The following is a 25,090-nucleotide window of genomic DNA, read 5'->3' on the forward strand; positions in this document are numbered from 1 at the left end:
CAGTCGCGCGCCGCCCGAGGCGGCGTGCGTGCATTCAGCGCCTTTCTTTGCCCCGCGTTTCTTTGGCGCGGCAAAGAAATGCGGGTCGGGGTTCGGGGGTGAAGCCCCCGAGGGCTCTCGCCAATTGCTCAAGCGTCCCGAATATCCGCCACCGCCTCACCACCAAAGTCCGCACGGTCCAGGTAGCGCAGCAGTTTGGTGGCCACTGCCTGGGCGCTCTCCAGCGCGCCCTCGGCCTTGAAGGCGGCGAAGCGCGGCTGGTCGGGGAAGGCGGCGGGGTCGGCGCTGCGCAGTTGCACCTGCATGTCGGTGTCGATGATGCCGGGGGCGATCGAGACGATGCGGGCGCCGTTCGGCCTCAAGGCTTCATCCATCGCCATCGCCCGGCTCAGGTGGTCCATGCCGGCCTTGGCGGCGCAGTAGGGCGCGGCCGCGGCCATGGCACGGCGGCCCAGGCCGGACGAGATGTTCATGATCTTGCGCGGCCGGCCCCATTGCTCGGTGGCGGCCAGGAAGGCGGCCGAGAGCAGCAGCGTGGCTTCCAGCCCGACGCGCAGCGCGCTGCTGAGCTGGGCCAGCGGCACCGCCTGCACCGGCCCCGGCGAGGTGACGACGCCGGCGTTGTTGATCAGCACCAGCTCGCTGAACGCGCCTGGGCCCTGGCGGTGCAGCCAGGATTGCAGGCGCTCGGCCACCGGCTGCGGGTTGGCCAGGTCGGCCGTCCAGCTCTCCTGCCCGCCCTGGGCCAGCGCCAGGTTGTGGCGGCGCGCAATGCCCAGCACGCGGTCGCCGCGGGCCATCAGCTGTTCGGCCAGTGCGGCGCCGAGTCCGCGCGAGGCACCGGTGACGATGCAGAGCTTCATGGATGCGCGGCGATGACCTGGGCGACCGTGGCCGTCAGGCGTTTGGCGTAATCGACGTGCAGGAACTCGTTGGGCCCGTGGGCATTGCTCTTCGGCCCCAGCACGCCGCAGACCATCATCTGCGCGGCCGGGAAGCCCTGCTGCAGCAGATTCATCAGCGGGATGGTGCCGCCCTGGCCCACAAAGCCGACCGGGCGGCCGAACTGGGCGCGGCTGGCGCTGTCCAGGGCCTGGGTGAGCCAGGGCTGCAGATCGGGCGTGTTCCAGCCGGTGGCGCCGTAGGCGCCCATGCGGCCGTCGGGTTCGAAGGTGACGCGGGCGTTGTAGGGCGCGTTGTCCTCCAGCAGGGCCTTCAGGCGCAGCGCGGCGGCGTTGCCGTCCACCAGCGGCGGCAGGCGCAGGCTCAGCTTGAACGAGGTGTAGGGGCGCAGCACATTGCCGGCATTGGCCAGCGGCGGCATGCCGTCCACACCGGTCACGCTCAGCGTGGGTTTCCAGGTGCCGTTGATCAGCACCTGCGCGGGGTCCTCGCTCATCGGCAGCACGGCGCCGCCGTCGGCGCCGCAGGCCCAGGGCAGGCGCTTGTAGACGGCCTGGCCCAGCACCGCGGCGGTCTCGCGCGCCTGCTGCACGCGCACCTCCGGGATGGGGCAGTGGAAGTCCTCGGGCAGCAAGGCGCCGGTGCGGGCGTCCTCCAGGCGGTCCAGCAGCTGGCGCATGATGCGGAAGCTCGAGGGCACGATGCCGCTGGCGTCGCCGCTGTGCACGCCCTCGGCGAGCACCTCGACCTTCAGCGTGCCGGTCACATTGCCGCGCAAGGAGGTGGTGAGCCAGAGCTGGTCGTAGTCGCCGGCGCCGCTGTCCAGGCAGACCACCAGGCTGACGTTGCCGAAGCGCGGCTTGAGCAGGTCGATGTAGGCGGGCAGGTCGAAGCTGCCACTTTCCTCGCAGGTCTCGATCAGGCCGACGCAGCGCGGGCGCGGGATGCCGGCCTTGTCCAGCGCGATCAGCGCGGTCAGGCTGGCGTAAATGGCGTAGCCGTCGTCGGCGCCGCCGCGGCCGTAGAGCTTGCCGTCCAGCAGCTTGGGCGTCCAGGGGCCCAGATCACCGCGCCAGCCGCTGAACTCGGGCTGCTTGTCCAGATGGCCGTAGAGCAGCACGGTGTCGGTGCTGTCGGTCTTGGTGGCGGGCAGCTCGAACAGGATGACCGGCGTGCGCTCGGGCGCGCGCACCACTTCCAGCTTCAGGCCGTGCAGCACGCTGCCCTGGCGCTCGACCCAGGCGGCGGCGTCGCGCACCACGCGTTCGATGTGGCCGTTGTCGGCCCAGGCGGCATCGAACATCGGGCTCTTGGCCGGGACGGCGATGTAGTCGTGCAGGGCGGGCAGGATGTGCGCGTCCCAGATCTGGTTGCAGGTCTGGGCCAGGTCGGCCGAGGTGGCGGTGCTCGTGGGGGCGGGGGTCGTCGTGTTCATGCGGGGAAGCGCTCGTCCAGCCAGTCACGCAGCCGGCCAAAGACCAGCTCGTGTTCGGGCTCGTTGAAGATTTCGTGGGCCAGGCCCTCGAAGCAATGGCTCTGCACCAGGGCCTGGGGGGCGGCGGCGGCAAAGGCCGCGCTGCCGGCGGGGGACACGCAGCGGTCGGCGCCGGCCCACATCAAGAGGGTCTGCACCTGCCAGTGCGGCGCCGCCTGCAGCAGCTCCTGGCCGCCATCGGCCACCAGGGCGGCCACGGTGGCGCTGACGCGGTCGTGCACCAGCGGGTCGTTCACATAGGCCTGCACGACGGCCGGGTCGCGGCTGATCCACGCCGGCTGCAGGCCGTTGTTCACCAGCAGGTGCGGGAACAGGCGGCGTGCCACCGCCAGCAGGGCCTTCTGGCCGCCGCTCATGCCGGGGTCGATGGCGGGGGAGCTCAGCACCAGCGCATCGGGGGCGCGGCCGAAGGCCTCGCCGCGCAGCGCGCCGGCCACGGTGCGCCCGGCCACCAGGCCGCCCAGGCTGTGGCCCAGCAGCACCAGCGGCAGGCCCGGCGTTTGCGCGCGCACGCTGTCCATGCATTCGGCCAGGTCCTCCAGCAGGCTGTGGAGGTGCGGCGCATCGCCGCGCCGGCCGGGGCTGTGGCCATGGCCGCGCTGGTCGTAGCGCCAGCAGCCGTAACCCCAGTAGTTCAGGCGCGCCGCCAGCGCGTCGTAGCGGCCCTGGTGTTCACCCAGGCCGTGCACGATCAGCACCTGGGCGCGCGATGGCCCGGGGGCCGGTTGGTGAAGCAGCTGGGGGAGCATCCGTGGGAGTTTAGGCGGGCACACTCGCCCCCCATGGCCGAAACCCTGATCCTCTTCGCCCACCCGGACCTGCGCCATTCACGCGTGCATGCACGGCTGCGGCCCGCGCTGCTGGCCCTGCCGGGGGTCGATCTGCACGATCTGTACGCGCGCTATTCGGACTACTGGATCGACGTGGCGGCCGAGCAGGCGCGCGCGGTTGCCGCGCAGCGCCTGGTCTTCATGCACCCCATCCACTGGTACGGCATGCCGCCGCTGCTCAAGCTCTGGCTCGATCAGGTCTGCACCCAGGGCTGGGCCTATGGTCAGGGCGGGCGCGCGCTGGCGGGCAAGCGCTTCCAGCTGATCGTCAGCACCGGCGGCAGCCCGATGGCCTACTCGGCCCAGGGCCACCACGGCCAGCCCTTCGAGCACTTCCTGGCGCCCTACCGACAGACGGCGACCTTCATGGGCATGGCCTGGGAGCCGCACTGGGTCTTCCACGACGCCCACCGCGCCAGCGAGGCCGAACTCGATGCCCACATCCAGGCCCTGTGCCGCCATCTGCAGGAGCCGATGCTGTGAATGGACATTCCGACTGGCTGGGCGCCGCCCTGGTCTATCTGGCCGCCGCCGTGCTGGCCGTGCCGCTGGCCAAGCGCCTCGGGCTGGGCGCCATCTTGGGCTATCTGGCCGCCGGCATCGCCATCGGGCCCTGGGGCCTGAAGCTGGTGGCCGATGCGGAAGGGGTGTTGCATGTGGCCGAGTTCGGCGTCGTGCTGATGCTCTTTCTGGTGGGCCTGGAACTGGAGCCGCGCCGGCTCTGGCAGATGCGCCGCGCGGTGTTCGGCTGGGGCTCGCTGCAGCTGCTGGGCTCCACCCTGCTGCTCGGGGCCTTGGGCTGGGCGCTGGGCTTGAGCCCCACGGTGGCCCTGGTGGGCGCGCTGGCGCTGGCCATGTCCTCCACCGCCATCGGTCTGGGTGTGATGGGCGAGCGCAATCTGATGCCCACGCCCGGCGGGCAATCGGTGCTGGCGGTGCTGCTGGCGCAGGACATCGCGGCGATTCCCGTGCTCGCACTGATCCCGCTGCTGGGCGCGGGCGGTGGTGCGGGCTGGCGTGGCGCCTTGCTGGCGCTGGCGGTGGTGGCGGGCCTGGTGGTGGGCGGGCGCTTGCTGCTGCGCCCGGCGCTGCGCTGGATCGCACGCGCCAACACGCCCGAGGTCTTCACCGCCGCCGCGCTGCTGCTGGTGGTGGCCAGCGCGGCGCTGATGCGCTGGGCCGAGCTCTCGATGGCGCTGGGGGCCTTCCTGGCCGGCGTGCTGCTGGCCGAGAGCGAGTACCGGCACGAGCTGGAGACCGATCTGGCGCCCTTCAAGGGCCTGCTGCTCGGGCTGTTCTTCATGGCCATCGGCATGAGCCTGGACTTCGGCGTGCTGATGGCCCGGCCCGGTCTGGTGGCCCTGCTGGTGCTGGGCTTCGTGGGGCTCAAGGCCCTGCTGCTGATGGGCATGGGCCGCGCCATGGGCCTGCCGGTCGGCGAGCGACCTTTCTTCGTGCTGCTGCTGGCCCAGGGTGGTGAGTTCGGCTTCGTGGTGGCGCAGGCGGCGCTGGGTGCCCAGGTGCTGCCGGCCGAGCACGCGGCCCTGCTGCTGGCGGCGATTGCGCTCTCGATGCTGTGCACGCCCCTGCTGCTGCTGGCGCTGGACCGCTGGTGGCTGCCGCGGCTCTCGGGCTGCGCACCGCGGCCCGAGGTGCCCACCGTGGAGGCCGGCGCGCACCAGGCGCCGGTCATCATTGCGGGCTTCGGCCGCTACGGCCAGATCATCGGCCGCCTGCTTTCCGCCCAGGGCCTGCAGGCCACGGTGCTGGACCACGATGCCGAGCAGGTGGCCAGCGTGCGCCGCTTCGGATGGGAGGCCTACTTCGGCGACGCCACGCGCCAGGACCTGCTGCGCAATGCTGGCGCAGCCCAGGCCAAGGTGCTGGTGATCGCGCTCGATGACGCCGCGCAGAGCGAGAAGCTGGCGGCGCTGGCCGGCGAGCATTTCCCGCAACTGGTGCGCGTGGCACGCGCCCGCAACGTCAGCCACTACGCCAAGCTGCGTGCGCTCGGCGTCGAGCACATCGAGCGCGAGACCTTCGAGTCCTCGCTGCGCAGCGCGCGCACGGTGCTGGAGCAGCTGGGCCTGCCGGCTCACGAGGCGCGCCAGCTCGCCCAGTCCTTCCGCGCCCACAACCTGGAGCAGCTCGACGCCATGCTGCCGCACTTCGGCGACGAGCAGCGCCTGATCGCCATCAGCAAGCAGGGCCGCGAGCAGCTGGAGCGGCAATGGGCGGCCGAGCGCGCGCGCCAGCGCGGCCCGCTGCGCGAGGGCTGGGCCGACGATTCAGATCGCTGAGACCCGCGCGAGTTCGTCCTGCAGGCGCAGCAAGTCTGCGGGCTGCGTGCGCCAGTTCGAGAAGGCCGCGCGCAGGCCCCAGTGGCCGTTGAAGAGCGTCGGGGTCAGGAACACCTCGCCGCGGTCGCGCAGCGCCGTCACCAGGGCCTCGATGCGTGCGCGCCCGGCCGCACCGGCAGGCAGATCGGCGGGCGTGAAGCACACCACGTTCAGCCGCACCGGCGCCAGCAGGCGCCAGGTCGAGCCGCCCTCGATCCAGCGGCCCAGCGCCTGCGCCAGCTCCACGCACTGCCGCACCACCGCCGCCGCGCCCTCGCGCCCATAGGCCTGCAGCGCAAACCAGGCCGGCAGGGCGCGCAGGCGGCGCGAGTTCTCGGGCGTGAGGTGCACGAAGTCGGGCTGCTCGCCCAGATCGCCGAGGTAGGCGGCCTGGTTCTGGAACACCGCCGTCTGCAGATCCTGTCGGCGGGTGAACTGCACCGCTGCGTCGTAGGGCACGTTCAGCCATTTGTGCAGGTCCACGCAGATCGAGTCGGCCTGGTTCAGCCCTGCCAGCTTGGGCGCGTGCTCGGGCAGCAGGGCGGCAAAGGCACCGAAGGCGGCGTCCACATGCAGCCAGAAGGGCTGCTGGGTGCGCAGCGCGGCCAGGGCCTGCAGGTCGTCGAAGTCCACGCTGTTCACCGTGCCGGCATTGGCCACCACGATGGCGGGCCCGGCCTGCAGCGCCGCGGCTAGCGCGGCCGGGTTCACGGCCTCGCGGCCGGGCAACTGGGGAACGGCCTGCACGGCGCTACGCCCCAGGCCCAGCATGGCCGCGGCCTTGTGGATGCTGCTGTGCGGCGCGCCGCTGAGGATGCGCAGCGGCGGCAGGTCGCACAGGCCCTGCTGCGCGGCGGAACCACCGAGCTCGCGCGACAACCACTCGCGCCCCAGCGCCAGGCCGACGAAGTTGGACATCGTGGCGCCGGTGACGAAGCTGCCGCTCCACTCTGGCCCCAGGCCGAACAGTGCGGCCAGCCAGGCGATGCACTCACGCTCCAGATCGGGCGCGCTGCTGTCCAGGCCGGAGGTGGGGTTCTGGTCCCAGGCGCTGGCCAGCCAATCCCCCGCCAGCGCGGCCGGGGTGGCGCCGCCGGTCACGAAGCCCAGGTAGCGCGGGCCGGCGCTGGCGGCAAAGCCGGGGGCGTAGCGCTGCTCGAAGTCCGCCAGCGCGGCGGCCAGGCCCAGGCCTTGCGCGGCCAGGGGCTGGCGCGGCACAGACTGAGGCCGCACGGCGGCGGGGCGCTCGGGCAGGGCCTGCAGGGTGGCGATGGCGGCCTGGGCGGCCTGGTTCATCAGGGTGGGCAGGGTGTGCAGTTCCTGGGCTTGCAGCGGGCTCATCGGGGGGCTCCTGGGGAAGGGCTGCAGTCTGCGCCCGGCGCGTCGATGCATGCCTCGGTTTTGCTTGTGTTCTGATCGGTTTTCATGAACGAAAGCCTGCCCTCGCTGAACGCCCTGCGCGTGTTCGAGACGGTGGCGCGCCTGCAGCATTTCCGCCGCGCCGCCGAGGCCCTGAGCCTGAGCCCCGCGGCGGTGAGCCAGCACATGCGCCAGCTCGAAGCCGCGCTGGGCGTGGCCCTGTTCGAGCGCAGCCGCCAGGGCGCGCAGCTCACGGCGGCCGGCCGCCAGTTGCAGGCCGGCGTGGAGCCCGCACTCGCGCAATTGCGCGATGCGGTGCAGTACGTCAGCGAAGGCCGCGCCCGCGCCGCCCCCACGCGCCTGCGCCTGGCGGTGCTGCCCTCGCTGGCGACCTGCTGGCTGTATGCGCGCCTGCTCGATTGGCAGCAGCAGCACCCTCAATGGGAGCTGGACCTGCAGGCCAGCACCGCCGTGCAACCGCTCAAGGGTTTGGACGCCGCCCTGCGCTTCGGCCCCGGCCGTTGGCCCGACGCCCTGGCCGAACGCCTGGCTGGCGATCGCCTGGTGGCCGTGGCCGCGCCGGCCCTGCTGCAGCGCCTGCCCGTGGCCGCCCAGCGCGAGCCGGCGCAACTGTTCGCCCGCCTGCCCCTGCTGCGCCACAGCGCCACCCCCTGGGCGCCCTGGCTGGCCGAGGCCGGCCTGGACGCGCGTGGCCTGGACTGGCGCGCCAGCCTGCGCGACGCCGGCGTGCAGGTGGCCGCCGCCCGCGCCGCCCAGGGCCTGGCGCTGACGCGCTTCAGCCTGGTGGCCGACGCCCTGGCCAGCGGTGAGCTGCGCCAGGTGCACCCGCACAGCCCCGCCACCGAATGGGCCTACCACCTGGCCCGGCCGCGCAGCGGGCGCCTGCACCCGGGCCTGAACGCGCTGCGCGACTGGCTGCGCGCGCAGTTCCACGCCAGCGGATTGACCTGATGTCTGAAAGCCCTGGGGACCAAACAGGACAATGCGTGTCATGACCGCCGACTTCGACGCCCCCACCTTCCGTTCCGCCCTGGGCCTGTTCGCCACCGGCGTGACGATCGTGACGGCGCGCAGCCCCGACGGCCGCCTGGTGGGCCTGACGGCCAACAGCTTCAATTCCGTCTCGCTCACCCCGCCCCTGGTGCTGTGGAGCCTGGCGCGCCGCGCCGGCTCGCTGCCGGTGTTCGCGGCCGGCAGCCACTACGCCATCCACATCCTGGCGGCCGAGCAGATCGAGCTGGCGCGCCGCTTTGCCACGCCGGAGATCGACCGCTTTGCCGGCCTGGGCCTGGAAGAGGGCGCCGGTGGCGTGCCCTTGATCCCAGGCTGCGCGGCGGTGTTCGAGTGCGCCAACCGCAGCCAGTACGAAGAGGGCGACCACATCATCTTTGTGGGCCAGGTGGAGCGCTGCGCGCACCGCCCGGGCGCGCAGCCGCTGATCTTCCACGGTGGGCGTTACTTCACCGAGCTGCCGCTTTAGGGCCTGTTCACACGACGGGAAGCCACGCGAAAGGGCCTGGCCGGCTGGCAGCCTAGGCGCGCGGCGAACGCCCAGGCTGGCCGCCTGGGCGAGCCGGGCAACGACGCATGGCGGCCGGCCAGGCCCTTTCCCTTCGGGTTGCCTCCAGAGAGGGCGCCCACTTCGTTACGAAGCCTTGCCGTGGGCCCGCCACGCCTGCGGCTTCGCGCCTCGTTGGCGCCCTTTCTGAAGGCAACGCGCTGGCTTCCCGTCGTGTGAACAGGCCCTAGTCACTCAGGCGCCCGACCGGGAAGGGCGCCGGGGCGTGCGCCAGACGCTGCCAGCGCCACAGCGCCCAGGGGAGCGCTGCCACTGCAACGGCGACCACGGGCAGCGCGAAAGGCCAGCCCAGGGGCGACAGCAGCCAGGCGATCAGGCAGATGCCGAACACGCCCGCCTCCATCGCGCGGCTGGGTGCCTGCGGCAGGCGTGCGGGATCGATCAGGGCGCCGGCCAACACCAGGGGCAGGCAGCCCGCCAGTGCGATGCCCATGGCTGCCGCGATGCGCTCGCCGGTGCTCGGCAGGTAGGCCAGCATCGCCAGCAGCACCAAGCCCCAGCTCAGCAAGCCCTGCGTCAACCAGCGTGCGCTCAGGGCGCGGGTGAGCTGGCCGGGCCGGGAGGAGAGACCCGGCAGCAGCGCCAGCACGGCCTGCTCGCGCTGGCGTCGCCACAAGGCCTTGCTGCGGCTCACGTCGGCCGCGAAGGCCAGGCTGAGCGCACCCACCCAGAGGCCGACCAAGGTGTCTCCGGTCGGACGGTCGGCCGCCTTCTCGGCGCTGGCGGCCAGCACCATCAGCAGGCCCACGAGCGCGCCGATGTGCAGAGCCACCCACAAGCGCACCGACCAATGCGCGCTGCGCGAAAGCATGTGATCGAGCTTGGCCACCGGACCAGCGTGCAGCACACGCTGGAAGTGCCACTCCCGCGGCCAGGTGAACCAGCGGGCCAGCCGGCCCAGCAGCTGGTCGGCCCAGCCCTCGCCCGGCGTCCAGCCGCGCTGCGCGCTGCGGCGGGCTTGCAGCCGCGCGCTGTGGTCGCGCCAATGCGCGGCATCGCCATTGCCCACCCATCGCCACAGCGCCCACAGGCACAGGGCTGCGGCCAGCAGAGCCGCGACCGGCGTGCCCGCCGCCGCGAAGCCTGCACCGACCACCGCCTGCAGGCCCGGCACTGCGCGCATCAGCAGGGCCAGCACGGCCAGGAGCAAGGGCGCGCCCAGCACCAGGGCCCAGAGCAGGCGGGGGCGGCGCAGCACCCAGGCCAGGGCGACCACGCCCGCACCAATTGCGAGGGGGCCCTCGGGGTCCAGGCCCCAGCGCCACGCCACCAGCAGGCTGGAGCCCAGCACGACCAGGGCCACGGCCAGCAAGCTGGCTCGGCGCAGGGCTCTCAAGTGGCCGGGCACCAGGCGGGCCCAGCGCGGGTCGTTCTGACCCCAGAGCTGAGCCAGGGGCCAGAGCACCAGCGCAAACCCGAGGCCGCCCGCCAGCCCGCTGATCATCAGTCGCCAGCCCACCCCTGCAATCTGCTGCAGGAACACCAGCACCACCAGCGGACCGAGCAGGCTCACCACCAGGTTCGCCAGGGTCAGGCGGTGCTGCAGCAGCCAGCGCATGCGCTGCCACACCATCGCGTGGGGGCTCGGCACGGCGCTCATGCCAGGCCCTCGAACAGATCCTCCAGCGTCACCGCCTGCACCAAGGTGTCGGCTCCCGCGACGGTGGGGCGGCGCACCAGCAGGCGCGGCCCGAAGCGCGCCAGCAGCTCGCCGCCATGCGCCTCGGCGCCCGGCCCCTGCACCCAGCGGCATTGCTCCAGCAACTCGTCCAGCGGGCCCTGCAGGCGGATGCGGCCACCCTTCAGGAAGGCGACGTTGAAGGCCACGCGCTCCAGGTCGCTGAGGATGTGGGTGCTGAAGACCACGGTGGTGCCACGGTCCAGCACCTGCTCCACCAGTTCGCGCAGGAAGTCGCGCCGGCCCAGCGGATCCAGGCTGGCCACGGGTTCGTCCAGCACCAGCAGGTCGGGCTCATGGGCCAGCGCGCGGATGATGGACAGGCGCTGCTGCTGACCGACGCTGAGCTGGCCGATGAGCTTGTCCTGCGGCAGCTCCCAGCGGCTCAGCAGGCCTTCCACCTTGGCCTCGTTCCAGCGCGGGTAGAAGCTGCGGAAGTAGGCCAGCAGCTGGCGCGGGCTCAGGTCCTCGAACAGATCGCTCTGCTGCGGCACATAGCCGATGCGCGCGCGCACGCTGTCGTCCAGGCGGTCGGCCGGCTGGCCGAACAACCAGGCCTGGCCGGCCTGCGGTTCGCGCAGGCCCAGCAGGGCTTCCAGCAGCGTGGTCTTGCCGGCGCCATTGCGGCCCAGCAGGCCGACCACCTGGCCGGGCTGCAGCTGCCAGTCCAGCCCGGCCAGCACCGGGCTGCTGTGGCGGCCATAGGCCAGGCGCAGGCCTTCGATCTGCACCGGCGGGGCGCTCTCGGGCAGGGGGGCGGCGTGCAGGGCCAGTCCAGCCTGTGCCGGGGCGCTGCGGCGCGGTGCCTTCCACCAGGGCAGGGCGTGCAGAAGATTCATCGCGGCTTTCCTTCGTCGTCAAGCAATCGGGCCAGCAGGTCCAGCACCTGCTGTTTGGGGATGGCGAGTTCGCGCGCCTCGGCGGCGGCCCGCTCCAGCGTGGGGCGCAGGCGCTCGATGCGCTCGGCCTTCGGTGCGGGGCGCTCGTGGCCGGCGGCAATCACCATCGAAAGCCCGCGGCGGCGCTGCAGCAGGCCCTCGGCCTCCAGCAGGCCATAGGCCTTGGAGATGGTCATCGGGTGCACGGCCAGCAGGCCGGCCAGCTCGCGCACCGAGGGCAGCTCCTGCCCGGCCTTCCACTGCCCGGCCGCCACGCGGCGGCGCAGCTGCTCCATCAGCTGGCGGTAGATCGGCTCGGGGCTGCCGGTCTGGATCTGGAACTGGATCGGGGTGTCCATGTGCACTAGTGTACGGGTGCACTAGTACGGTCTGGCCATGGGGTTCACCCTTCCTTCGCTCGCGGGGGGCCGCCGCGCCGGCGCCACAGCGGTTTGCATCTGCTTGCAATTGCGCGTTGTGGCTCGATGCGCGCTTGCTAGCCTGCGGCCCTGCTCAGAAGGAAACCCCATGCCCAGCTCCCTCTTCCGCGCCGGCGTCTCCGTGCTCGCCCTGGGTGCCGCCCTGTCGGCCCAGGCCAGCAGCATCAGCCTGCAAACCCGGTTCTCCACCGATGGCCCGGCACCGGCCGGCACCCTGGCCGAGCTCGGGGCCTACTACCGCGACACGGTCAGCACCCTGGCTGCCAGCGCCCCGACGGCGGGCTACTGCGACACCGGCGTGGCCTGGTTCAGCGGGCTCAGCAACCAGGCGAGCTGCGCGGGTGCCAACGGCAACATCGCCATGCACATTGCGGTCGAGTTCAGCCTGGCCAGCGACGTCAGCGGCTTTGGCATGCAGTTCGGCCCCGACTTCGGCCGCGGCGGCGCGTTCTTCCTGGACGGCGTGCTGCTGGATGCACGCAACACCGATATGTGGTGGAACGGCGGCCTGGTCGACCCCACCCAACACTTCGAAGCGTTGGGTTTGAGCCTGGCCGCGGGCCTGCACCGGGTCGATCTGTACGGCCTGGAGGGCTGCTGCGATGGCGGCCAGATCGGCCGCTTCCAGCTGGCTCCCACGGCGGGCTGGCAGCTGTTCGGCGCGGGTGACGGCCTGAACCCTGCTCAGGTGCCGCTGCCCGCCAGCCTGCCGCTGGCCGCCCTGGCCCTGGGCCTGGCGCTGCGGCCAGGCCGCAAGCTGCGTTCAGCTTGACTTGCGCTCGGGCGCGCGCGATGCGCGCTCGGGCTTCTTGGCATCCGCCGGCAGCTTCATCAGCGCACCATCCGGTTCGCCGCGCTTGATGTTCTGCAGCCGGTAGACGACCTCACCGCTGCGCGGGTCGAAGTCACGGCTGTAGACGGTGAGCGAGAGCTCGGGCGAGGTCCAGATCTCGCGGCTGATGACGATGGGCTTCTCGTTGCCCAGCTTGCCTGCCTCGATGGTCCAGGTGCTGCGCTCACCGGTGACCTTCACACCCTCGATCTCCTTGGCCGGCAGGGGCGTCACCACGGCCTCGCCGCGCGGGGCGAACTGCCCCCAGCTCCAGCCAGGGCCTGCCAGGGCGGGCATGGGCGGCATCGGGGGCATGGGCGGCAGCGGCGCCATGTGCACGCCGGCCGGCAGGTCGGAGAGGCGGATCACGCGCACATCGCGCTGGCGGCGCGGCTCGCCTTCGGCGCCCTTGACCACGACATCGGTCTCCACCACCACGGCCGGTTCCGGCTTGGTGGCATCGGGCGCTTTCGGGGCGAGCGGCGCCTTCGGGGCGATCGCCGCTTCGGGAGCCTGCGGCGCGGCCGGCGGCAGCGGCGGTCGCGGCAGGTCCTTGAAGTGCTCGCGCATGCGCTGGCTGAACTCGCGGCCCCAGCGCTGCCAGGCCTCGTGGTCGAAATCGGCCCAGGCCATGCCTCCGCCCCCCAGCAGGCGCCGCACAGCCTTGCTCTCGGGGTTGTAGACCCAGGCCTCCTTGGCCACTGGGTCGCGGAAGTAGATCAGCTTGTCGCCTTCCCCATCGCCCTGAGCGCCGTGACCACCCTGCCCGCGCTGCACCTCGCGGCGCGTGCGGCCTTCGCCGTCACGGCACAGGCGGGTGGATTGCTTGCGCACGATGCGGTTGCCGTCGGCCAGGGGCTGGATGGTTTCGTGCACGGCATCGGCGCAGTAGGGCGCTCCCTTCACCACGCGCTCGCGCCCGAGCTCGAAGCCGGCGAACAGGTCGGCCGGCAGGCGCTGCAGCTCGACCTCGCGCACCCGCTCCATGGCGAGTTTCATGTGCTGTTCGGCGCGCGCAATGTCCGCGCTGACGCGCGCCTCGATCTGGCGGTTCAGCTCGTCCCAGCGTGGCGGCTCGGCTGCGGCGGGCGCACCCTGGGCCAGCAGGCTGATCAGCAAGGGGGTGGTGATGGACATGGCGGGACCTCTCTCTCTATTGCACGAAGCGCACGGCCAGCACCTGGCCGCTGCGGTGGACCATGACCTCGGCGCGCACGTTGTCGCCGGCGCGCGCGGGGTCGTAGGGCAGGCCGAGCAGCGCCAGGCGCTCGCGCGGCATCTCGGTGGGCACGATCCAGACGGTGTCGCCGTCGGCGCGCGCCTGGCTCCATTCCTCGGGGCTGACCAGGGGCAGGTAGCCGCTGCTGATGGGGGCGGGCTTGACCGGCTCCAGCCGCAGCAGGCTGAGCGCGAACAGCAGGGCCAGCAGCGTCAGCAGCGCGCCCGAACCAGCCAGCCAGCGCAACGGTGCCGCCAAGGTGCCGCCGCCGACGAACTGCGCCTCCGGTTGGGCGCGCAACTGGCGCGTCAGCTGCCGCAACACGGCGGCATCCTGCTCGGGGCTGGGGCGGCGTTGCGCCAGCGCCTGGGCCGATTCACGCAGCAACTGCTGCAGGGTTTGCGTGCTCATCGGGGACCTCCGAGCAGATGGGCCAAGCGGCTGCGCGCGCGGTGCAGGCGCTGGCGCAGCTGCTCCTCGCTGGTGCCGGCAATCGCGGCGGCCTCGGCAATGCGGCGCTCCTGCAGATCCACCAGCACCAGGGCCTCGCGCTGGCTCCAGCTCAGGCGCGCCACGGCCTGCCACAGCGCGGCCTGGTCCTGCGCCTGCACCAGCAGGGCGTCGGGGCTGGCGCCGTGGCCACTTTCGTCGTCCTCGCCCGCTTCGGGCAGGGGTTCGCAGCGGCGCCGCCATTGGGTCAGCAAGTGGTGGCGGGCAATGCCGGCCAGGTACGCCCCCAGGCTGCCGCGCGCCGGGTCAAAGCCGGCCGGCTGGGCCAGCAGGGCGCTGAAGGCTTCCTGCATGGCGTCCAGCGCCGCGGCCTCGTCGCCGGCCAGGGCCAGCGCATAACGGTACACGGCGCCGGATTCGCGCCGGTACAGGCGCGCCAGCGCCTGGCCGTCGCCCTGGGCCAGACGCTGCAGCAGGGGGGCGTCGTCGTCGGCGGCCGGCGCGGCCGCGCGGGTGCCCAGGCGGGAGAGCCAGCTCATCTCGGCCAGCATGGCAGGGAGCAGTGCGGTGTGCATGCCCCTATGCGCGCCGGGCACCGGTTTTGTGACTCGGTGCTAACCCGGCGTGAAGGAAGTCAGCGGGGTTGGAAGGCGATCAGGGCCATGCCGCCCAAAGCCAGCGCCACGCCCGCCAGATCCCAGGGCGTGGGGCGCACGCCGTCTACCGCCCACAGCCAAGCCAGCGCCACGGCGATGTACATGCCGCCATAGGCGGCGTAGGTGCGGCCGGCGGCCTGGGGGTGCAGGGTCAGCAGCCAGGCAAACAGCGCCAGGCTGAGCGCGCCGGGCAGCAGCCACCCGGGGCTGGCGCCTTCGCGCAGCACGCGGTAGGGCAGCCAGCAGCCGAGGATCTCGGCCAGGGCGGTGAGCGCGAACAGCGCGAAGGTCTTCACGCGGGCAATTTGGCCAGGTCGATGTCCAGGTTCTGGAACAGGTCCACCCAGAACAGCTGGCGGCGGTAGCCGATGACCCAGGGCTGAGCCATGTCATTGATGAGGCGGTGCACATGCACCTTCATCGGCATGTAGGCGGCCTGGATGCGCTTGGCCTCGTGGAACAGGGCATCGCGCTCGGGGCCATCGGGCAGCAGCTGGGCCTTTTCGTACAGGCGGTCAAAGGCGGCCAGCTTGAAGCGTGAGTAGTTCTGCTGGCCGGCCTGCGGGCCGTACAGGCGCTGCAGCATGCCGATGCCGTCGGGGTAGGAGGCGGTATTGCCCAGCATCCACAGCTGCAGCTTGCCGGCGCGCGCCTGCTTGAGCTGCTCGGGCCACTTACCGTGGAAGAACTTGGGGCGCAGGCCGATGGCGCGCAGATTGCGGTTCCAGAGCTCGTCGAACTGGCGCGAGAGCGAGTCGGGCTGCGAGGCGATCTCGATCGTCAGCGGCGAGCCGTCCGGGTGCTCGCGATAGCCGTCGCCGTCGCGGTCCTTGTAGCCGTACAGGTCCAGCAGGGCCTTTGCCTTGGCGGGGTCGTAGTCGCCGTTCTCGCTCTTGTAGGCCGGGTCGTAGCCGGTGGTGTGGGGCAGCACCAGGGATTGCGCCACCACCGCCTGGCCGCGCCGCACGCGGCGGATCTCGGCCTCGACGTCGAGGCACAGCGAGATGGCCCGGCGCAGCGCCACGCGGTGCGGCTCGTAGCCGCCCAGCTGCGGGTCTTCCATGTTGAAGAAGGTGAAGGCGCAATCGGCCGCCGGGTGGCGGTAGAGCTGCATGCCGCGCTTGGCCAGGTTGGGGGCCAGCTTGCCGCCGGGCAGGGCGACGTCGATGAACTCGGGCGGGATGCGCTCGATGAAATCGTGCTCGCCGTTCAGGAAGCTGAGCCAGCGCGGCTGCGACTCCTCGATCGGGCTGATCTCGACGCGGTCGATCAGCGGCAGGCGCTTGCCCTTGAAGTGCGCGGCGATGCGCAGCGCCTCGGGGTCGGTGGCGGCGGTCTCGTAGTAGACCTCGCGGTAGCTGGGGTTGCGTTCCAGCACGATCAGGCTGGAGCGGCGCCACTGCGCTAGGCGGTAGGGGCCGGTGCCCACCGGATGGGCCTGGATCTCGTCGCCGTAGGCTTCGACGACCTCGCGCGCCATGGCGCCGAACAAGTCGTTCTGCGCCAGGATCTCCACCAGGCGCGGGCGCGGGGCCTTTAGCTTGAAGACCAGGGTGTAGCGGTCCGGGGCCTGCAGGCCCTCGATGCGGGCGTCGTAATTGAACGGCTGCTTGCTTTCCAGCGCGCGGCGGCGCAGCTCGGCCAGGCCGACGATGCCCTGCTCCTCCAGCGAGGGCCACATCGGGCTGGTGGTCTTGGGGTCGGCGAAGCGCATCAGCGCAAAGATGAAGTCCTGCGCCACCAGTTCGCGCTTGGCGCCCTTGAAGGCCGGGTCGTCCTGGAAGTAGATGCCGCGGCGGATCTGGATGCGGTGCACGGTGAAGTCCGCATTCGTCTCCGGCAGGGCGGTGGCGATGCGCGGCACCAGGCGCGCCGGCCGGGCCAGCGGGTCGTAGCCGTACAGGGCCTCGAAGATGTGGCTGGTGACGATGCGCGAGTAGATGTCCGAGATGCGCGCCGGGTCGAAGCCCGTCTCGGCGATCTGGAAGGCCATGCGGAAGACCTTGGGGCGGGCGGGCGCTTGCGCGCGGCTGGCGGCGGCCAGCGGCAGCAGCGCCGCGGCCAGGGTCTGGCGGCGGTCGAGCTTCATGAAGGAGCCTTGGGAAAGGAGGGGAGGGTCAGTCGCGCGGCTGGCGCGCGCATTCCTGGGCGCTGAAGGCGCTCTTGGCCGGGCCGCTCAACTGCTCGGCGGCTGGCTCCTTGGGGAAGCTGAGCCGGTACAGCGCCGGCCGGCCGGAGATGCGTTCCACCATCACATGGGCCTCGGCACGCGCCTGCAGCACGGCGCAGGCACCGCGCAGGGCCAGTTGGCCCAGCAGGCTGTCGCCGGCATTGCCCGCCACCAGTTCGGCCAGCGAGAACTCGGGCGCGCGCTCCAGCTCGCGGAAGGCCGCGCCGCCGGCTGCCGCCACGTTCACCGTGGGTGCCTGCCAGGCACCGACGGCCTGACCCGGCGCCGGGCTGGCGGCCAGCAGGGGCAGGGTGGTGCAGACGAGGCAGAGCAGGGACATGGAACCGATCTGGCAGAAAGACAAGACCGCGCGGCCTTGCGCGGCGGGCGCATGATGCCCAAAAACGGGGCATTTTGCCGTTTGGCAGGGGGGCTTGGAAGGGCAAATTCCGCCTTCTTGAGGAGACGCAAGCACCCGCCCTGTGCCACAAAACCGTCATCGTGCGGCCGCGGCGGGGTCCACGTCCACGTACTCCCACCAGTTCTGCCAGAACAGCGGGCGGCGATAGCCGCTCATCTGCGTGCGCTCGATGTCGGTGAGGAAGCGGTGGCCCTTGAACTTGATGGGCATGTAGGCCACCGCCAGCCGCACAGTGCGCGCCATCAGCGCCAGGCGCTCCGGGCCTTCGGGCAGGGTGATGATCTGCTCGTACAGGCTGTCCATCTCGGGCAGGCGGAAGCGGCTCATGTTCTGGCCGCCCACCTGCGCGCTGTGGAAGCGCGCCAGGCTGCTTTGGCCGTCGGGCTTGTCGGCGCTGGTGGCCACCATCCACATCTGGTATTTGCCGGCGCGCGCAGCCTTGAGCTGCTCGGGCCATTTGGCGGCCTTGAAGGCCACGCACAAGCCGATGCGCTTCATGTCCTTGTCGAAGCGCTCGTCGATCTGGCGCTGGAAGGCCTCGGGCGTGGTGTTCATCTCCAGCTTCAGCGGGCCGCCGTCGGGGGCGTCGCGGCAGCCGTCGCCGTCGCGATCCGTGTAGCCGTACAGGTCCAGCAGGCCCTTGGCCTTGGCGGGGTTGAACTCGCCGTTTTCGGTCTTGAGGAGCGGGTCGTAGCCCACCGTGTTGGGGGTGTAGAAGCCCTGCGCCGGAATCGCCTGACCGCGCCGCACCAGGCGGATCTCGGCTTCCAGGTCCATGCCGAGGCCGATGGCGCGGCGCAGCGCCACCTTCTCGGGCGCAAAGCCACCCACCACCGGGTCGTCCATGTTGAACATCTGGAAGTACACCTCGGAGTTGAGGGTGCGGTGCAGATGCATGCCCTGCTTGGTGAGGTTGGGCGCGAGCTTGCCGTTCGGCGCGGCCAGGCTGATGAAGTCCTCCGGCACGCGCTCGATGAAGTCGTGCTCGCCCTTCAGGAAGGCCAGCCAGCGCGGCTGGTTTTCTTCAATGATGGCGATCTCCACCCGGTCCACCATCGGCAGGCGGCGCCCCTTGAACTTCTGCAGCAGGGCCTGGCCCTCGGCGTCGTCGGCGTTGGGCTCGGCGTCGTAGAAGCGTTCGCGGTAGTCGGGGTTGCGCTCCAGCACGATGCGAGAGCCGCGCTTCCACTCCGTCAGCACGAAGGGGCCGGTGCCCACCGGGTGGGCCATGGTGTCGTCGCCATAGGCCTCGACGACTTCGCGCGCCACTGCGCCGTACAGATCGCCCCCCGCCAGCTCCTGCAGGAAGCGCGGGTTGGGCTTGTCCAGCGCGATGCGCAGGGTGTAGCGGTCCAGCACCTGCAGGCCCGGAATCGGGCGCTCGTAGTCGAGCCCGCGCTTGGCCTTCTGCGCTTGCTCGCGCAGGGCCTTCAGGCCCTGGATGCCCCAGCTCTCCACGCTGGTCCAGCCCGGGCTGGGGATCAGCGGGTCGGCGAAGCGGCGCAGCGCGTAGGCGTAGTCGGCCGCCACCAGTTCGCGCTTTTGGCCCTTGAAGGCGGGGTCGGCGCTGAAGTAGATGCCCGGGCGGATGCGCGCCGTCCACACCGTGAAGTCGGCATTCGGTGTGGGCAGCTCGACGGCCGTGAGCGGCTTGAGCTTGGCCGGGCGCGCCAGGTGGTCGTAGGTGACGAGCGACTCGAAGATGTGCGGCGTGATGGTGCGCGAGTACAGATCGTTGATGCGCGCGGGGTCGAATCCGGTCTCCGCCACGCGGAAGGCATAGCGCAGGGTCTTCTTCGGCGCCTCGGCCTGGGCGAGGGTGCACAGGGCCAGCAGGCCGGCCAGCAGCAAGCGTTTCATGAGGGATCTTTCAGGTCCACCACGTCCCACCAGTTGTTCTGAAAAACAGGGGAACGGAAACCGACCAGGCGCGGGCCGGTCAGCGTGTTGTAGATGCGGCGGCCCTTGGTCTTGTAGGGCATCAGGGCGGCGGCCAGGCGCTCGCTGCGGCGCATCAGCGCGGCGCGCTGCTCGCCGTCGGGCAGCACGGCAATCTGCTCGAACAGGGCGTCCATCTCCGGCAGCTGGAAGCGCGCCAGGTTCTTGCCGCCGGCCTGGGGGCCGTGATAGATCGCCAGCGCCTCCAGGCCGTCGGGCGTGTGGGCGGCCTCGGTCACGGTCCAGAGCTGGAAGCCGCCGCTGCGGCTGGCCTTGAGGTTCTCGGCCCACTTCGCGCTCCGGAAGCGCACGCGCAGACCCAGGGCCTGCAGGTCCTTGCGGAACACCTCGTCGAGCTGGCGCTGGAAGGCGGTGGGTTGGGTCAGCATCTCCAGCTCCAGCGGCTGGCCCTGCGGGTCCTCGCGCCAGCCGTCGCCGTCGCGGTCCGCAAAGCCGTAGGTGTCCAGCAGGCCCTTGGCCTTGGCGGGGTCGTACTCGCTCTGCAGGCTCTTGAAGCCAGGGTCGAAGCCGCTGGTGTGCGGGAAGTAGAAGCCCTGGGCGGGCACGGCCTGGCCGCGGCGCACGGCGCGGAATTCGGTGGCCAGGTCGGTCCCCAGGCCGATGGCGCGGCGCAGCGCCACGCCCTGCGGGTTCAGGCCGCCCACCAGCGGGTCGTCCATGTTGAAGACGAGCAGCAGGGTCTCGGCACCCAGGCTGCGGTGCAGCTGCATGCCCTGCCGGGCCAGATTGGGTGCCAGGCGCCCGTGCGGCAGGGCCAGGGGCACGAACTCCTCGGGCACGGAGACGATGTCGAAGTCGCCCTGCAGAAAGCTCAGCCAGCGCGGCTGCGTCTCCTCAATGACGGCGACCTCGACGCGGTCCACCATCGGCAGGCGGCGGCCCTGCAGCTGCGCCAGGATGGCCTGGCCGGCTGCGTCCTCGGCCGCCGGCTGGGCCTCGTAGTAGCGCTCGCGGTAGCCGGGGTTGCGCTCCAGCACCAGGCGCGCGCTGCGCTTCCATGCCTTCAGCACGAAGGGCCCGGTGCCCACCGGATGCGCCATGGTGTCGTCGGCATGGGCCTCGACGACCTCGCGCGCCACGGCGCCGAAGATGTCGCCGCTGGCCAGCGCAAACAAGAAGCGCGGGTTGGGACGCTCCAGCTGGAAGCGCAGGGTGTGGCGGTCAAGCGCCTGCAGGCCGGCGATGGGCTGGGCGTAGTCAAAGCGTGCCTTGCTTTGCAGCAGCTGCGCGCGGTAGGCCTTCAGGCCCGCCAGGCCGAGCGCCTCGACATCCTTCCAACCCGGGCTGTTGACGGCCGGGTCGGCAAAGCGCTTGATGCTGTAGACGTAGTCCGCGGCCACCAGCTCGCGCGGCTGGCCGCCAAAGGCCGGGTCGGCGGCGAAGTGGATGCCGGGGCGCAGGCGCACCGTCCAGGTCTTTTGATCCGCACTGACCTCGGGCAGGGCCGCCGCGGTGAGCGGCACGATGCGGTAGGGCGTGGCCAGCGGGTCGTAGCCGTAGGGCGCTTCGAGGATGTGCGCCAGGATGCTGCGCGAGTAGAAGTCGGTGACCTTGGCCGGGTCAAAGCCGGTTTCGGCCACGCGCAGCGTGATGCGCAGGGTCTTCTGAGGCTGGGCGCCGGCTGCCAGCGACAGCGCGGCCGCCAGCGTGGCCAGCACGCGCTTCACTGCTCGCGGGCCTTGCGCTGGGCCTCGACGTCGATGTCCAGGTACTGCCAGAAGTCGCGCCGGAAGATGTTGCGCTCCAGGCCGCTGACCCAGGGGTGCGCCATGTCCGTGAAGATGCGGTGCACATGCACCTTGTAGGGCATGTAGGCCACGGCCATGCGGTTGAGCTTCTCCATCACCGCCAGGCGCTCGGGGCCGTCGGGCAGGGCGCGCTGCTGCTCGTAGAGGGCGTTGTAGGCGGGCAGGTCGAAGCGCGCATGGTTGCTCTGGCCCTTGTTCTTGCCGTAGCCCAGGGTCAGGAAGGCGTCGCCGTCGGGCACGCTGGCGCTCCAGCCCACGCCCCACATCATCAGCTTGCCGGCGCGGCTGGCCTTGAGCTGCTCGGGCCACTTGGCCAGCTTGAACTGGATGCGGATCTTGAGCGCGTCCATGTTCTTCTGCCAGAGCTCGGCCAGGGCACGGTTCTGGCCGTCGGGCTGGGTCGCGTACTCCAGCACCAGCGGGCTGCCGTCGGGGTTGTCGCGCCAGCCGTCGCCGTCCTTGTCCACATAGCCGTGCAGGTCCAGCAGACCCTTGGCCTTGGCGCGGTTGAACTCGCTCATCTCGCTCTTGAAGGCGGGTGAGTAGCCATAGGTGTTGGGCGCCAGCAGGCCCTGCGCCGGGATGGCCTGGCCGCGGCGCGCCAGCCGCACTTCCTTGTCCAGGTCCACGCCCAAGGAGATGGCGCGGCGCAGCGCCACCTTGTGCGGCTCGGTGCCGCCCACCATCGGGTGCTCCATGTTGAAGAAGCTCACCGCCACGTCGGCGCGCGCGTAGCGGTTCATCTGCACGCCGCGCTTGGCCAGGTTCGGGGCCAGCTGGCCGTTGGGCATGGCGATGGAGGCGAATTCGGCCGGCACTTCTTCGACCATGTCGGCTTCGGCCTTCATGAAGGCGAGCCAGCGCGGCTGGTTCTCTTCAATGATGCTGAACTCGACGCGGTCGATCATCGGCAGGCGCCGGCCCTTGAGCTTGGCGGCCATGGCCTGCAGGTCGGGCCGGTCCGCCGGCGCTTCCTCGTTGTAGAACTCCTCGCGGAAATGCGGGTTCTTCACCAGCACGATCTTGCTGCTGCGGCGCCACTCGTCGTTCTTCAGCATGAAGGCCGCGGTACCCACCGGGTGCTCCATGATCTTGTCGCCGTAGAACTCGACGACCTCGCGCGCCACCGCGCCGACGAAGGGGTCAGCCAGGTTGTGCATGAAGCGCGGGTCGCCCACCTTCATGCGGATCTGCCAGCGGTACTTGTCCAGCACCCGCAGGCCTTCGACCTCGCGGTCGTAGTCGAAGGGCTTGCCCTTGAGCGCCTCCTGGCGCAGCTTGTCCAACCCCAGGATGCCGGCGTTCTCCAGGATGTAGAGGTTGCCGCTCTTGTTCTTGGGGTCGTAGTGGCGCTTGATGGAGTAGACGTAGTCGGCCGCCACCAGCTCGCGCTTGACGCCCTTGAAGGCCGGGTCGGGCGCGAAGAACAGGCCCGGGCGCACCGTGAAGGTCAGGGTCCTGAAGTCCTCCGACACCTCGGGCAGCTCGCAACCCGAGGGTTCGAGCTTGAACGGGCGCGCGAGATGGGCGTAGCGCAGCGGCGCGTCGAAGATGCCGGCGGTAAGGGTGCGCGAATACAGGTCGGTGACCTGGGCCGGGTCGAAGCCGGTCTCGGCCACACGGAAGGAGTAGCGGAACACCTTTTCGGGCGCCGAGCCCTGCGCCTGAACACCGAGCGCGGCCAGCGCAAAAGCCGCCGCCACCATGACCTTTTTGCCGGCGGTCGCCGTCACAACCTTGAACACACCACTCTCCAGACCCAAGCAGATGCGCCGCAGGCCCGGGAGGGGCTGCGGCGCGCAGGGCGCGGAGTGTAGGGAGACCAGGGCAGGGTTTGCACCCCGGCATACCCGCGCCATGACCTCTGCCACCCAGACTTACCCCAGCCCGGCCGCCTAGGGCTTTCGCCTAGACTGCGCGCCGGCCGGACCTGCGGGTGCGGCCCTCCACCCCGCCCCTCGGCGGGGTTCGTTTTATGGCTTAGACGTTCGAAGAAGGGGCCGCCCCATGACGGCTTATCTGATCCGACGCCTGTGGCAAATGGTCCCCACGCTGCTGGGTGTCGTGCTGCTGGTGTTCTTCCTGTTCAAGTGGTTTGGCAGCGATCCGGCCGAAATCCTCGGCGGCCTGTCGGCCACGCAAGAGCAGATCGACGCGATCCGCGACCAGCTGGGCTTGAACAAGCCGGTCTGGGAACAGCTGTGGATCTTCATCAAGCAGATCGCTACCTTCAACTGGGGCAAGAGCTGGGCCACCAACGAGGCGGTGTCCAGCCTGTTCGCCAGCCGCATGCCGGCCACGCTGACGGTGATGGTGCCGCTGCTGTTCCTTGAAGTGCTGCTGGCCGTGCCCTTCGCCATGGCCGTGGCCTATGTGCGCGGCAGCCTGATCGACCGCTCGGTCATGATCGTCACCACCGTGATGGTGTCGATCTCGCTGCTGGTCTACGTGATCGTCGGCCAGTACCTGTTCGCCTTCCGTCTGGGCCTGTTCCCGGTGCAGGGCTGGACGGATTCCTTCTGGACCAATCTGACCGTCTACGCGCCGCTGCCGGTGCTGCTGGCGGTGTTCGTGGCGCTGGCGCCGCAGACGCGCCTGTACCGCAGCTTCTTCCTGGATGAGATCGGCCACGACTACGTGCGCACCGCACGCGCCAAGGGCCTGGACGAGAAGACCATCCTCTTCAAGCATGTGCTGCGCAACGCGCTGATCCCCATCATGACCAACATCTCGGTGCTGCTGCCGGGGGTGTTCGTGGGCTCCTTCCTGCTCGAGGTGTTCTTCTCGATTCCCGGCCTGGGCCGCGAGATCGTGCTGGCGGTGAACCGCTCCGACTACCCGGTCATCCAGGCCTTCGCTATCTACCTGTCGGTCATCACCATGGTCGTCAATTTGGTGACGGACATCCTCTACAAGCTCGTCGATCCACGGGTGGTGCTGAAGTGAATACGGCCGTGATCAACAACTCTCCGAACCCCACCGGCTCGGCGCGCTCGCAGGGCGTCTGGGCCGCGGCCTGGAAGCGCCTGAAGGCCGACCGCGTCGGCATGGTCAGCCTCTACATCGTGGCCGCCTTCATGGCCCTGGTGGCGCTGACCCTGGCCAATGTGGTGGCCGCCAACTGGCAGGACGAGGTGGGCGTGCCCAACGCACCGCCGCATTTCGTCGGCCCGAAGCCCGCCGAGGCCGTGGGCGCGATTGCCGTGCCCACCGGCCCGAACGTCGACATCTCGGACATCGACCCGCTGGCGCCCAAGTACAAGGAATGGGAAGAGGCGGCCAAGAAGTACAAGACCGTCGAGGCCGTCAAGGCCGAGACCCTGATCCTGGGCGGCGACCGCCTGGGCCGCGACATCCTGCAAAAGGTGATCCGCGGCGCCGAGGTGTCCATCGTCGTCGGCCTGCTGGCCGCCACGCTGGCCACGCTGATCGGCACCCTGCTGGGCGCGCTCAGTGGCTTCTTCGGCGGCAAGGTGGGTGACCTGCTGGAGTGGGTCTACAACGTCTTCACCGCCATCCCCAGCATCCTGCTGATCTTCGCCTTCGCGGTGATCTTCGGCCGCGGCGTGCTGTCGGTCGTGATGATCCTGGGCCTGACGGGCTGGACCGGCATCTACCGCCTGATCCGCGCCGAGTTCATGAAGCACCGCCAGCGCGAGTACGTGCGCGCCGCCGAGGCGATCGGTGCCTCGACCTCCTCGCGCATGTTCAAGCACATCCTGCCCAACGTCTCGCACGTGGCGCTGGTGCAGCTCTCGCTGCATGTGGTGAGCTTCATCAAATACGAGGTGATCCTGAGCTACCTGGGTCTGGGCGTTTCGGTGGACCAGGTCAGCTGGGGCACGATGCTCTCGGAGGCGCAGAGCGAGCTGATCCTGGGCTACTGGTGGCAACTGGCGGCGGTGACGACCTTCATGGCGCTGTTTGTGACGGCATTCGCCTTGTTCACGGATGCGCTGCGTGATGCGCTCGATCCCAAGCTGCGCGGTCTGGAATGAATCACCCCCGAAGCGCCTGCGGCGCCTCCCCCTCAAGGGGGCGCCACCAGCGGCCCGGCAAAGCCGGTTCCGCGGTGGCACTTGATGGGATGAAGTCCTGCGGGCACGGGAGCTT

Annotated in this window: 23 protein-coding genes; 7 read left to right on the forward strand and 16 right to left on the reverse strand. The window is 70.7% G+C overall.

Annotation, left to right across the window (positions count from 1 at the left end):
* Positions 1–128: 128 nt before the first annotated feature.
* From I7X39_RS10340 to I7X39_RS10350, 3 genes are read right to left on the reverse strand one after another with little or no spacing between them, the layout of a single operon-like run.
* Positions 129–863, reverse strand: coding sequence for an SDR family NAD(P)-dependent oxidoreductase (locus I7X39_RS10340; protein ID WP_198111072.1), 735 nt, complete (start codon positions 861–863; stop codon positions 129–131).
* On the reverse strand, positions 860–2,338 hold the full coding sequence (locus I7X39_RS10345) for a M20/M25/M40 family metallo-hydrolase (protein WP_198111073.1): 1,479 nt from the start codon (positions 2,336–2,338) through the stop codon (positions 860–862). The genes I7X39_RS10340 and I7X39_RS10345 overlap by 4 nt, the downstream gene beginning before the upstream one ends.
* On the reverse strand, positions 2,335–3,147 hold the full coding sequence (locus I7X39_RS10350; protein WP_198111074.1) for an alpha/beta hydrolase: 813 nt from the start codon (positions 3,145–3,147) through the stop codon (positions 2,335–2,337). The genes I7X39_RS10345 and I7X39_RS10350 overlap by 4 nt, the downstream gene beginning before the upstream one ends.
* Positions 3,148–3,180: 33 nt before the next feature.
* On the opposite strand from I7X39_RS10350, the gene kefF reads away from it, so the two are divergent.
* Positions 3,181–3,711: a glutathione-regulated potassium-efflux system oxidoreductase KefF gene (gene kefF, locus I7X39_RS10355; protein ID WP_198111075.1), complete on the forward strand. Its 531-nt coding sequence runs from the start codon at positions 3,181–3,183 to the stop codon at positions 3,709–3,711.
* Complete coding sequence (kefC, locus tag I7X39_RS10360) at positions 3,708–5,528, forward strand: glutathione-regulated potassium-efflux system protein KefC (RefSeq protein WP_198111076.1); 1,821 nt, start codon at positions 3,708–3,710, stop codon at positions 5,526–5,528. The genes kefF and kefC overlap by 4 nt, the downstream gene beginning before the upstream one ends.
* On the opposite strand, the gene I7X39_RS10365 is transcribed toward kefC, so the two are convergent.
* Positions 5,517–6,908 carry a pyridoxal phosphate-dependent decarboxylase family protein gene (locus tag I7X39_RS10365; RefSeq protein WP_198111077.1) on the reverse strand — a complete coding sequence of 464 codons (1,392 nt, stop codon included), beginning with the start codon at positions 6,906–6,908 and terminating at the stop codon, positions 5,517–5,519. The genes kefC and I7X39_RS10365 overlap by 12 nt on opposite strands.
* Positions 6,909–6,992: 84 nt before the next feature.
* Between I7X39_RS10365 and I7X39_RS10370 the strand changes: the two genes are divergently transcribed.
* Together I7X39_RS10370 and I7X39_RS10375 are read left to right on the forward strand one after the other, a co-directional pair.
* On the forward strand, positions 6,993–7,898 hold the full coding sequence (locus I7X39_RS10370; RefSeq protein ID WP_198111078.1) for a LysR substrate-binding domain-containing protein: 906 nt from the start codon (positions 6,993–6,995) through the stop codon (positions 7,896–7,898).
* A gap of 40 nt (positions 7,899–7,938) precedes the next feature.
* The gene (locus I7X39_RS10375; protein ID WP_232351876.1) at positions 7,939–8,427 is read left to right on the forward strand and encodes a flavin reductase family protein; all 489 of its coding nucleotides are present in this window, start codon (positions 7,939–7,941) and stop codon (positions 8,425–8,427) included.
* A 265-nt stretch (positions 8,428–8,692) separates the two neighbouring features.
* On the opposite strand, the gene I7X39_RS10380 is transcribed toward I7X39_RS10375, so the two are convergent.
* The 3 genes from I7X39_RS10380 to I7X39_RS10390 are packed head-to-tail and all read right to left on the reverse strand — an operon-like array spanning position 8,693 to position 11,441.
* Positions 8,693–10,126, reverse strand: coding sequence for a hypothetical protein (locus I7X39_RS10380; protein ID WP_198111080.1), 1,434 nt, complete (start codon positions 10,124–10,126; stop codon positions 8,693–8,695).
* Positions 10,123–11,043: an ABC transporter ATP-binding protein gene (locus I7X39_RS10385; RefSeq protein WP_198111081.1), complete on the reverse strand. Its 921-nt coding sequence runs from the start codon at positions 11,041–11,043 to the stop codon at positions 10,123–10,125. The genes I7X39_RS10380 and I7X39_RS10385 overlap by 4 nt, the downstream gene beginning before the upstream one ends.
* Positions 11,040–11,441, reverse strand: coding sequence for a GntR family transcriptional regulator (locus I7X39_RS10390; RefSeq protein ID WP_198111082.1), 402 nt, complete (start codon positions 11,439–11,441; stop codon positions 11,040–11,042). Before I7X39_RS10390 ends, I7X39_RS10385 begins: the two co-directional genes overlap by 4 nt.
* 169 nt (positions 11,442–11,610) lie before the next feature.
* On the opposite strand from I7X39_RS10390, the gene I7X39_RS10395 reads away from it, so the two are divergent.
* Positions 11,611–12,294: a CCXG family PEP-CTERM protein gene (locus tag I7X39_RS10395; protein WP_198111083.1), complete on the forward strand. Its 684-nt coding sequence runs from the start codon at positions 11,611–11,613 to the stop codon at positions 12,292–12,294.
* Here I7X39_RS10395 and I7X39_RS10400 read toward each other — a convergent pair.
* The 9 genes from I7X39_RS10400 to I7X39_RS10440 form a co-directional block, all read right to left on the reverse strand.
* The gene (locus I7X39_RS10400) at positions 12,286–13,491 is read right to left on the reverse strand and encodes a hypothetical protein (protein WP_198111084.1); all 1,206 of its coding nucleotides are present in this window, start codon (positions 13,489–13,491) and stop codon (positions 12,286–12,288) included. The genes I7X39_RS10395 and I7X39_RS10400 overlap by 9 nt on opposite strands.
* A gap of 16 nt (positions 13,492–13,507) precedes the next feature.
* A complete protein-coding gene (locus I7X39_RS10405; RefSeq protein WP_198111085.1) occupies positions 13,508–13,984 on the reverse strand; it encodes a hypothetical protein in 477 nt (158 codons plus the stop codon).
* Complete coding sequence (locus I7X39_RS10410; RefSeq protein ID WP_198111086.1) at positions 13,981–14,598, reverse strand: RNA polymerase sigma factor; 618 nt, start codon at positions 14,596–14,598, stop codon at positions 13,981–13,983. Before I7X39_RS10410 ends, I7X39_RS10405 begins: the two co-directional genes overlap by 4 nt.
* 59 nt (positions 14,599–14,657) lie before the next feature.
* Positions 14,658–14,975: a YnfA family protein gene (locus I7X39_RS10415; RefSeq protein WP_198111087.1), complete on the reverse strand. Its 318-nt coding sequence runs from the start codon at positions 14,973–14,975 to the stop codon at positions 14,658–14,660.
* On the reverse strand, positions 14,972–16,768 hold the full coding sequence (locus I7X39_RS10420; RefSeq protein WP_198111088.1) for an ABC transporter substrate-binding protein: 1,797 nt from the start codon (positions 16,766–16,768) through the stop codon (positions 14,972–14,974). Before I7X39_RS10420 ends, I7X39_RS10415 begins: the two co-directional genes overlap by 4 nt.
* Before the next feature lie 28 nt (positions 16,769–16,796).
* Positions 16,797–17,189 carry a hypothetical protein gene (locus I7X39_RS10425; RefSeq protein ID WP_198111089.1) on the reverse strand — a complete coding sequence of 131 codons (393 nt, stop codon included), beginning with the start codon at positions 17,187–17,189 and terminating at the stop codon, positions 16,797–16,799.
* Positions 17,190–17,345: 156 nt separating this feature from the next.
* The gene (locus I7X39_RS10430) at positions 17,346–19,130 is read right to left on the reverse strand and encodes an ABC transporter substrate-binding protein (RefSeq protein WP_198111090.1); all 1,785 of its coding nucleotides are present in this window, start codon (positions 19,128–19,130) and stop codon (positions 17,346–17,348) included.
* Positions 19,127–20,896 carry an ABC transporter substrate-binding protein gene (locus I7X39_RS10435; RefSeq protein WP_310739904.1) on the reverse strand — a complete coding sequence of 590 codons (1,770 nt, stop codon included), beginning with the start codon at positions 20,894–20,896 and terminating at the stop codon, positions 19,127–19,129. The genes I7X39_RS10430 and I7X39_RS10435 overlap by 4 nt, the downstream gene beginning before the upstream one ends.
* Positions 20,893–22,722 (reverse strand): ABC transporter substrate-binding protein, encoded by a 1,830-nt coding sequence (locus I7X39_RS10440; protein ID WP_310739905.1) that lies wholly within the window; start codon positions 22,720–22,722, stop codon positions 20,893–20,895. Before I7X39_RS10440 ends, I7X39_RS10435 begins: the two co-directional genes overlap by 4 nt.
* Positions 22,723–22,984: 262 nt before the next feature.
* Between I7X39_RS10440 and I7X39_RS10445 the strand changes: the two genes are divergently transcribed.
* The gene (locus I7X39_RS10445) at positions 22,985–23,923 is read left to right on the forward strand and encodes an ABC transporter permease (protein ID WP_198111091.1); all 939 of its coding nucleotides are present in this window, start codon (positions 22,985–22,987) and stop codon (positions 23,921–23,923) included.
* A gap of 8 nt (positions 23,924–23,931) precedes the next feature.
* Entirely contained in the window at positions 23,932–24,975 is a 1,044-nt protein-coding gene (locus I7X39_RS10450; RefSeq protein WP_198111092.1) for an ABC transporter permease, read from the forward strand.
* The last annotated feature ends 115 nt before the right edge of the window (positions 24,976–25,090 follow it).

The organism is Inhella proteolytica, assembly GCF_016093275.1.
In the GTDB taxonomy this organism is placed as follows: domain Bacteria; phylum Pseudomonadota; class Gammaproteobacteria; order Burkholderiales; family Burkholderiaceae_C; genus Inhella; species Inhella proteolytica.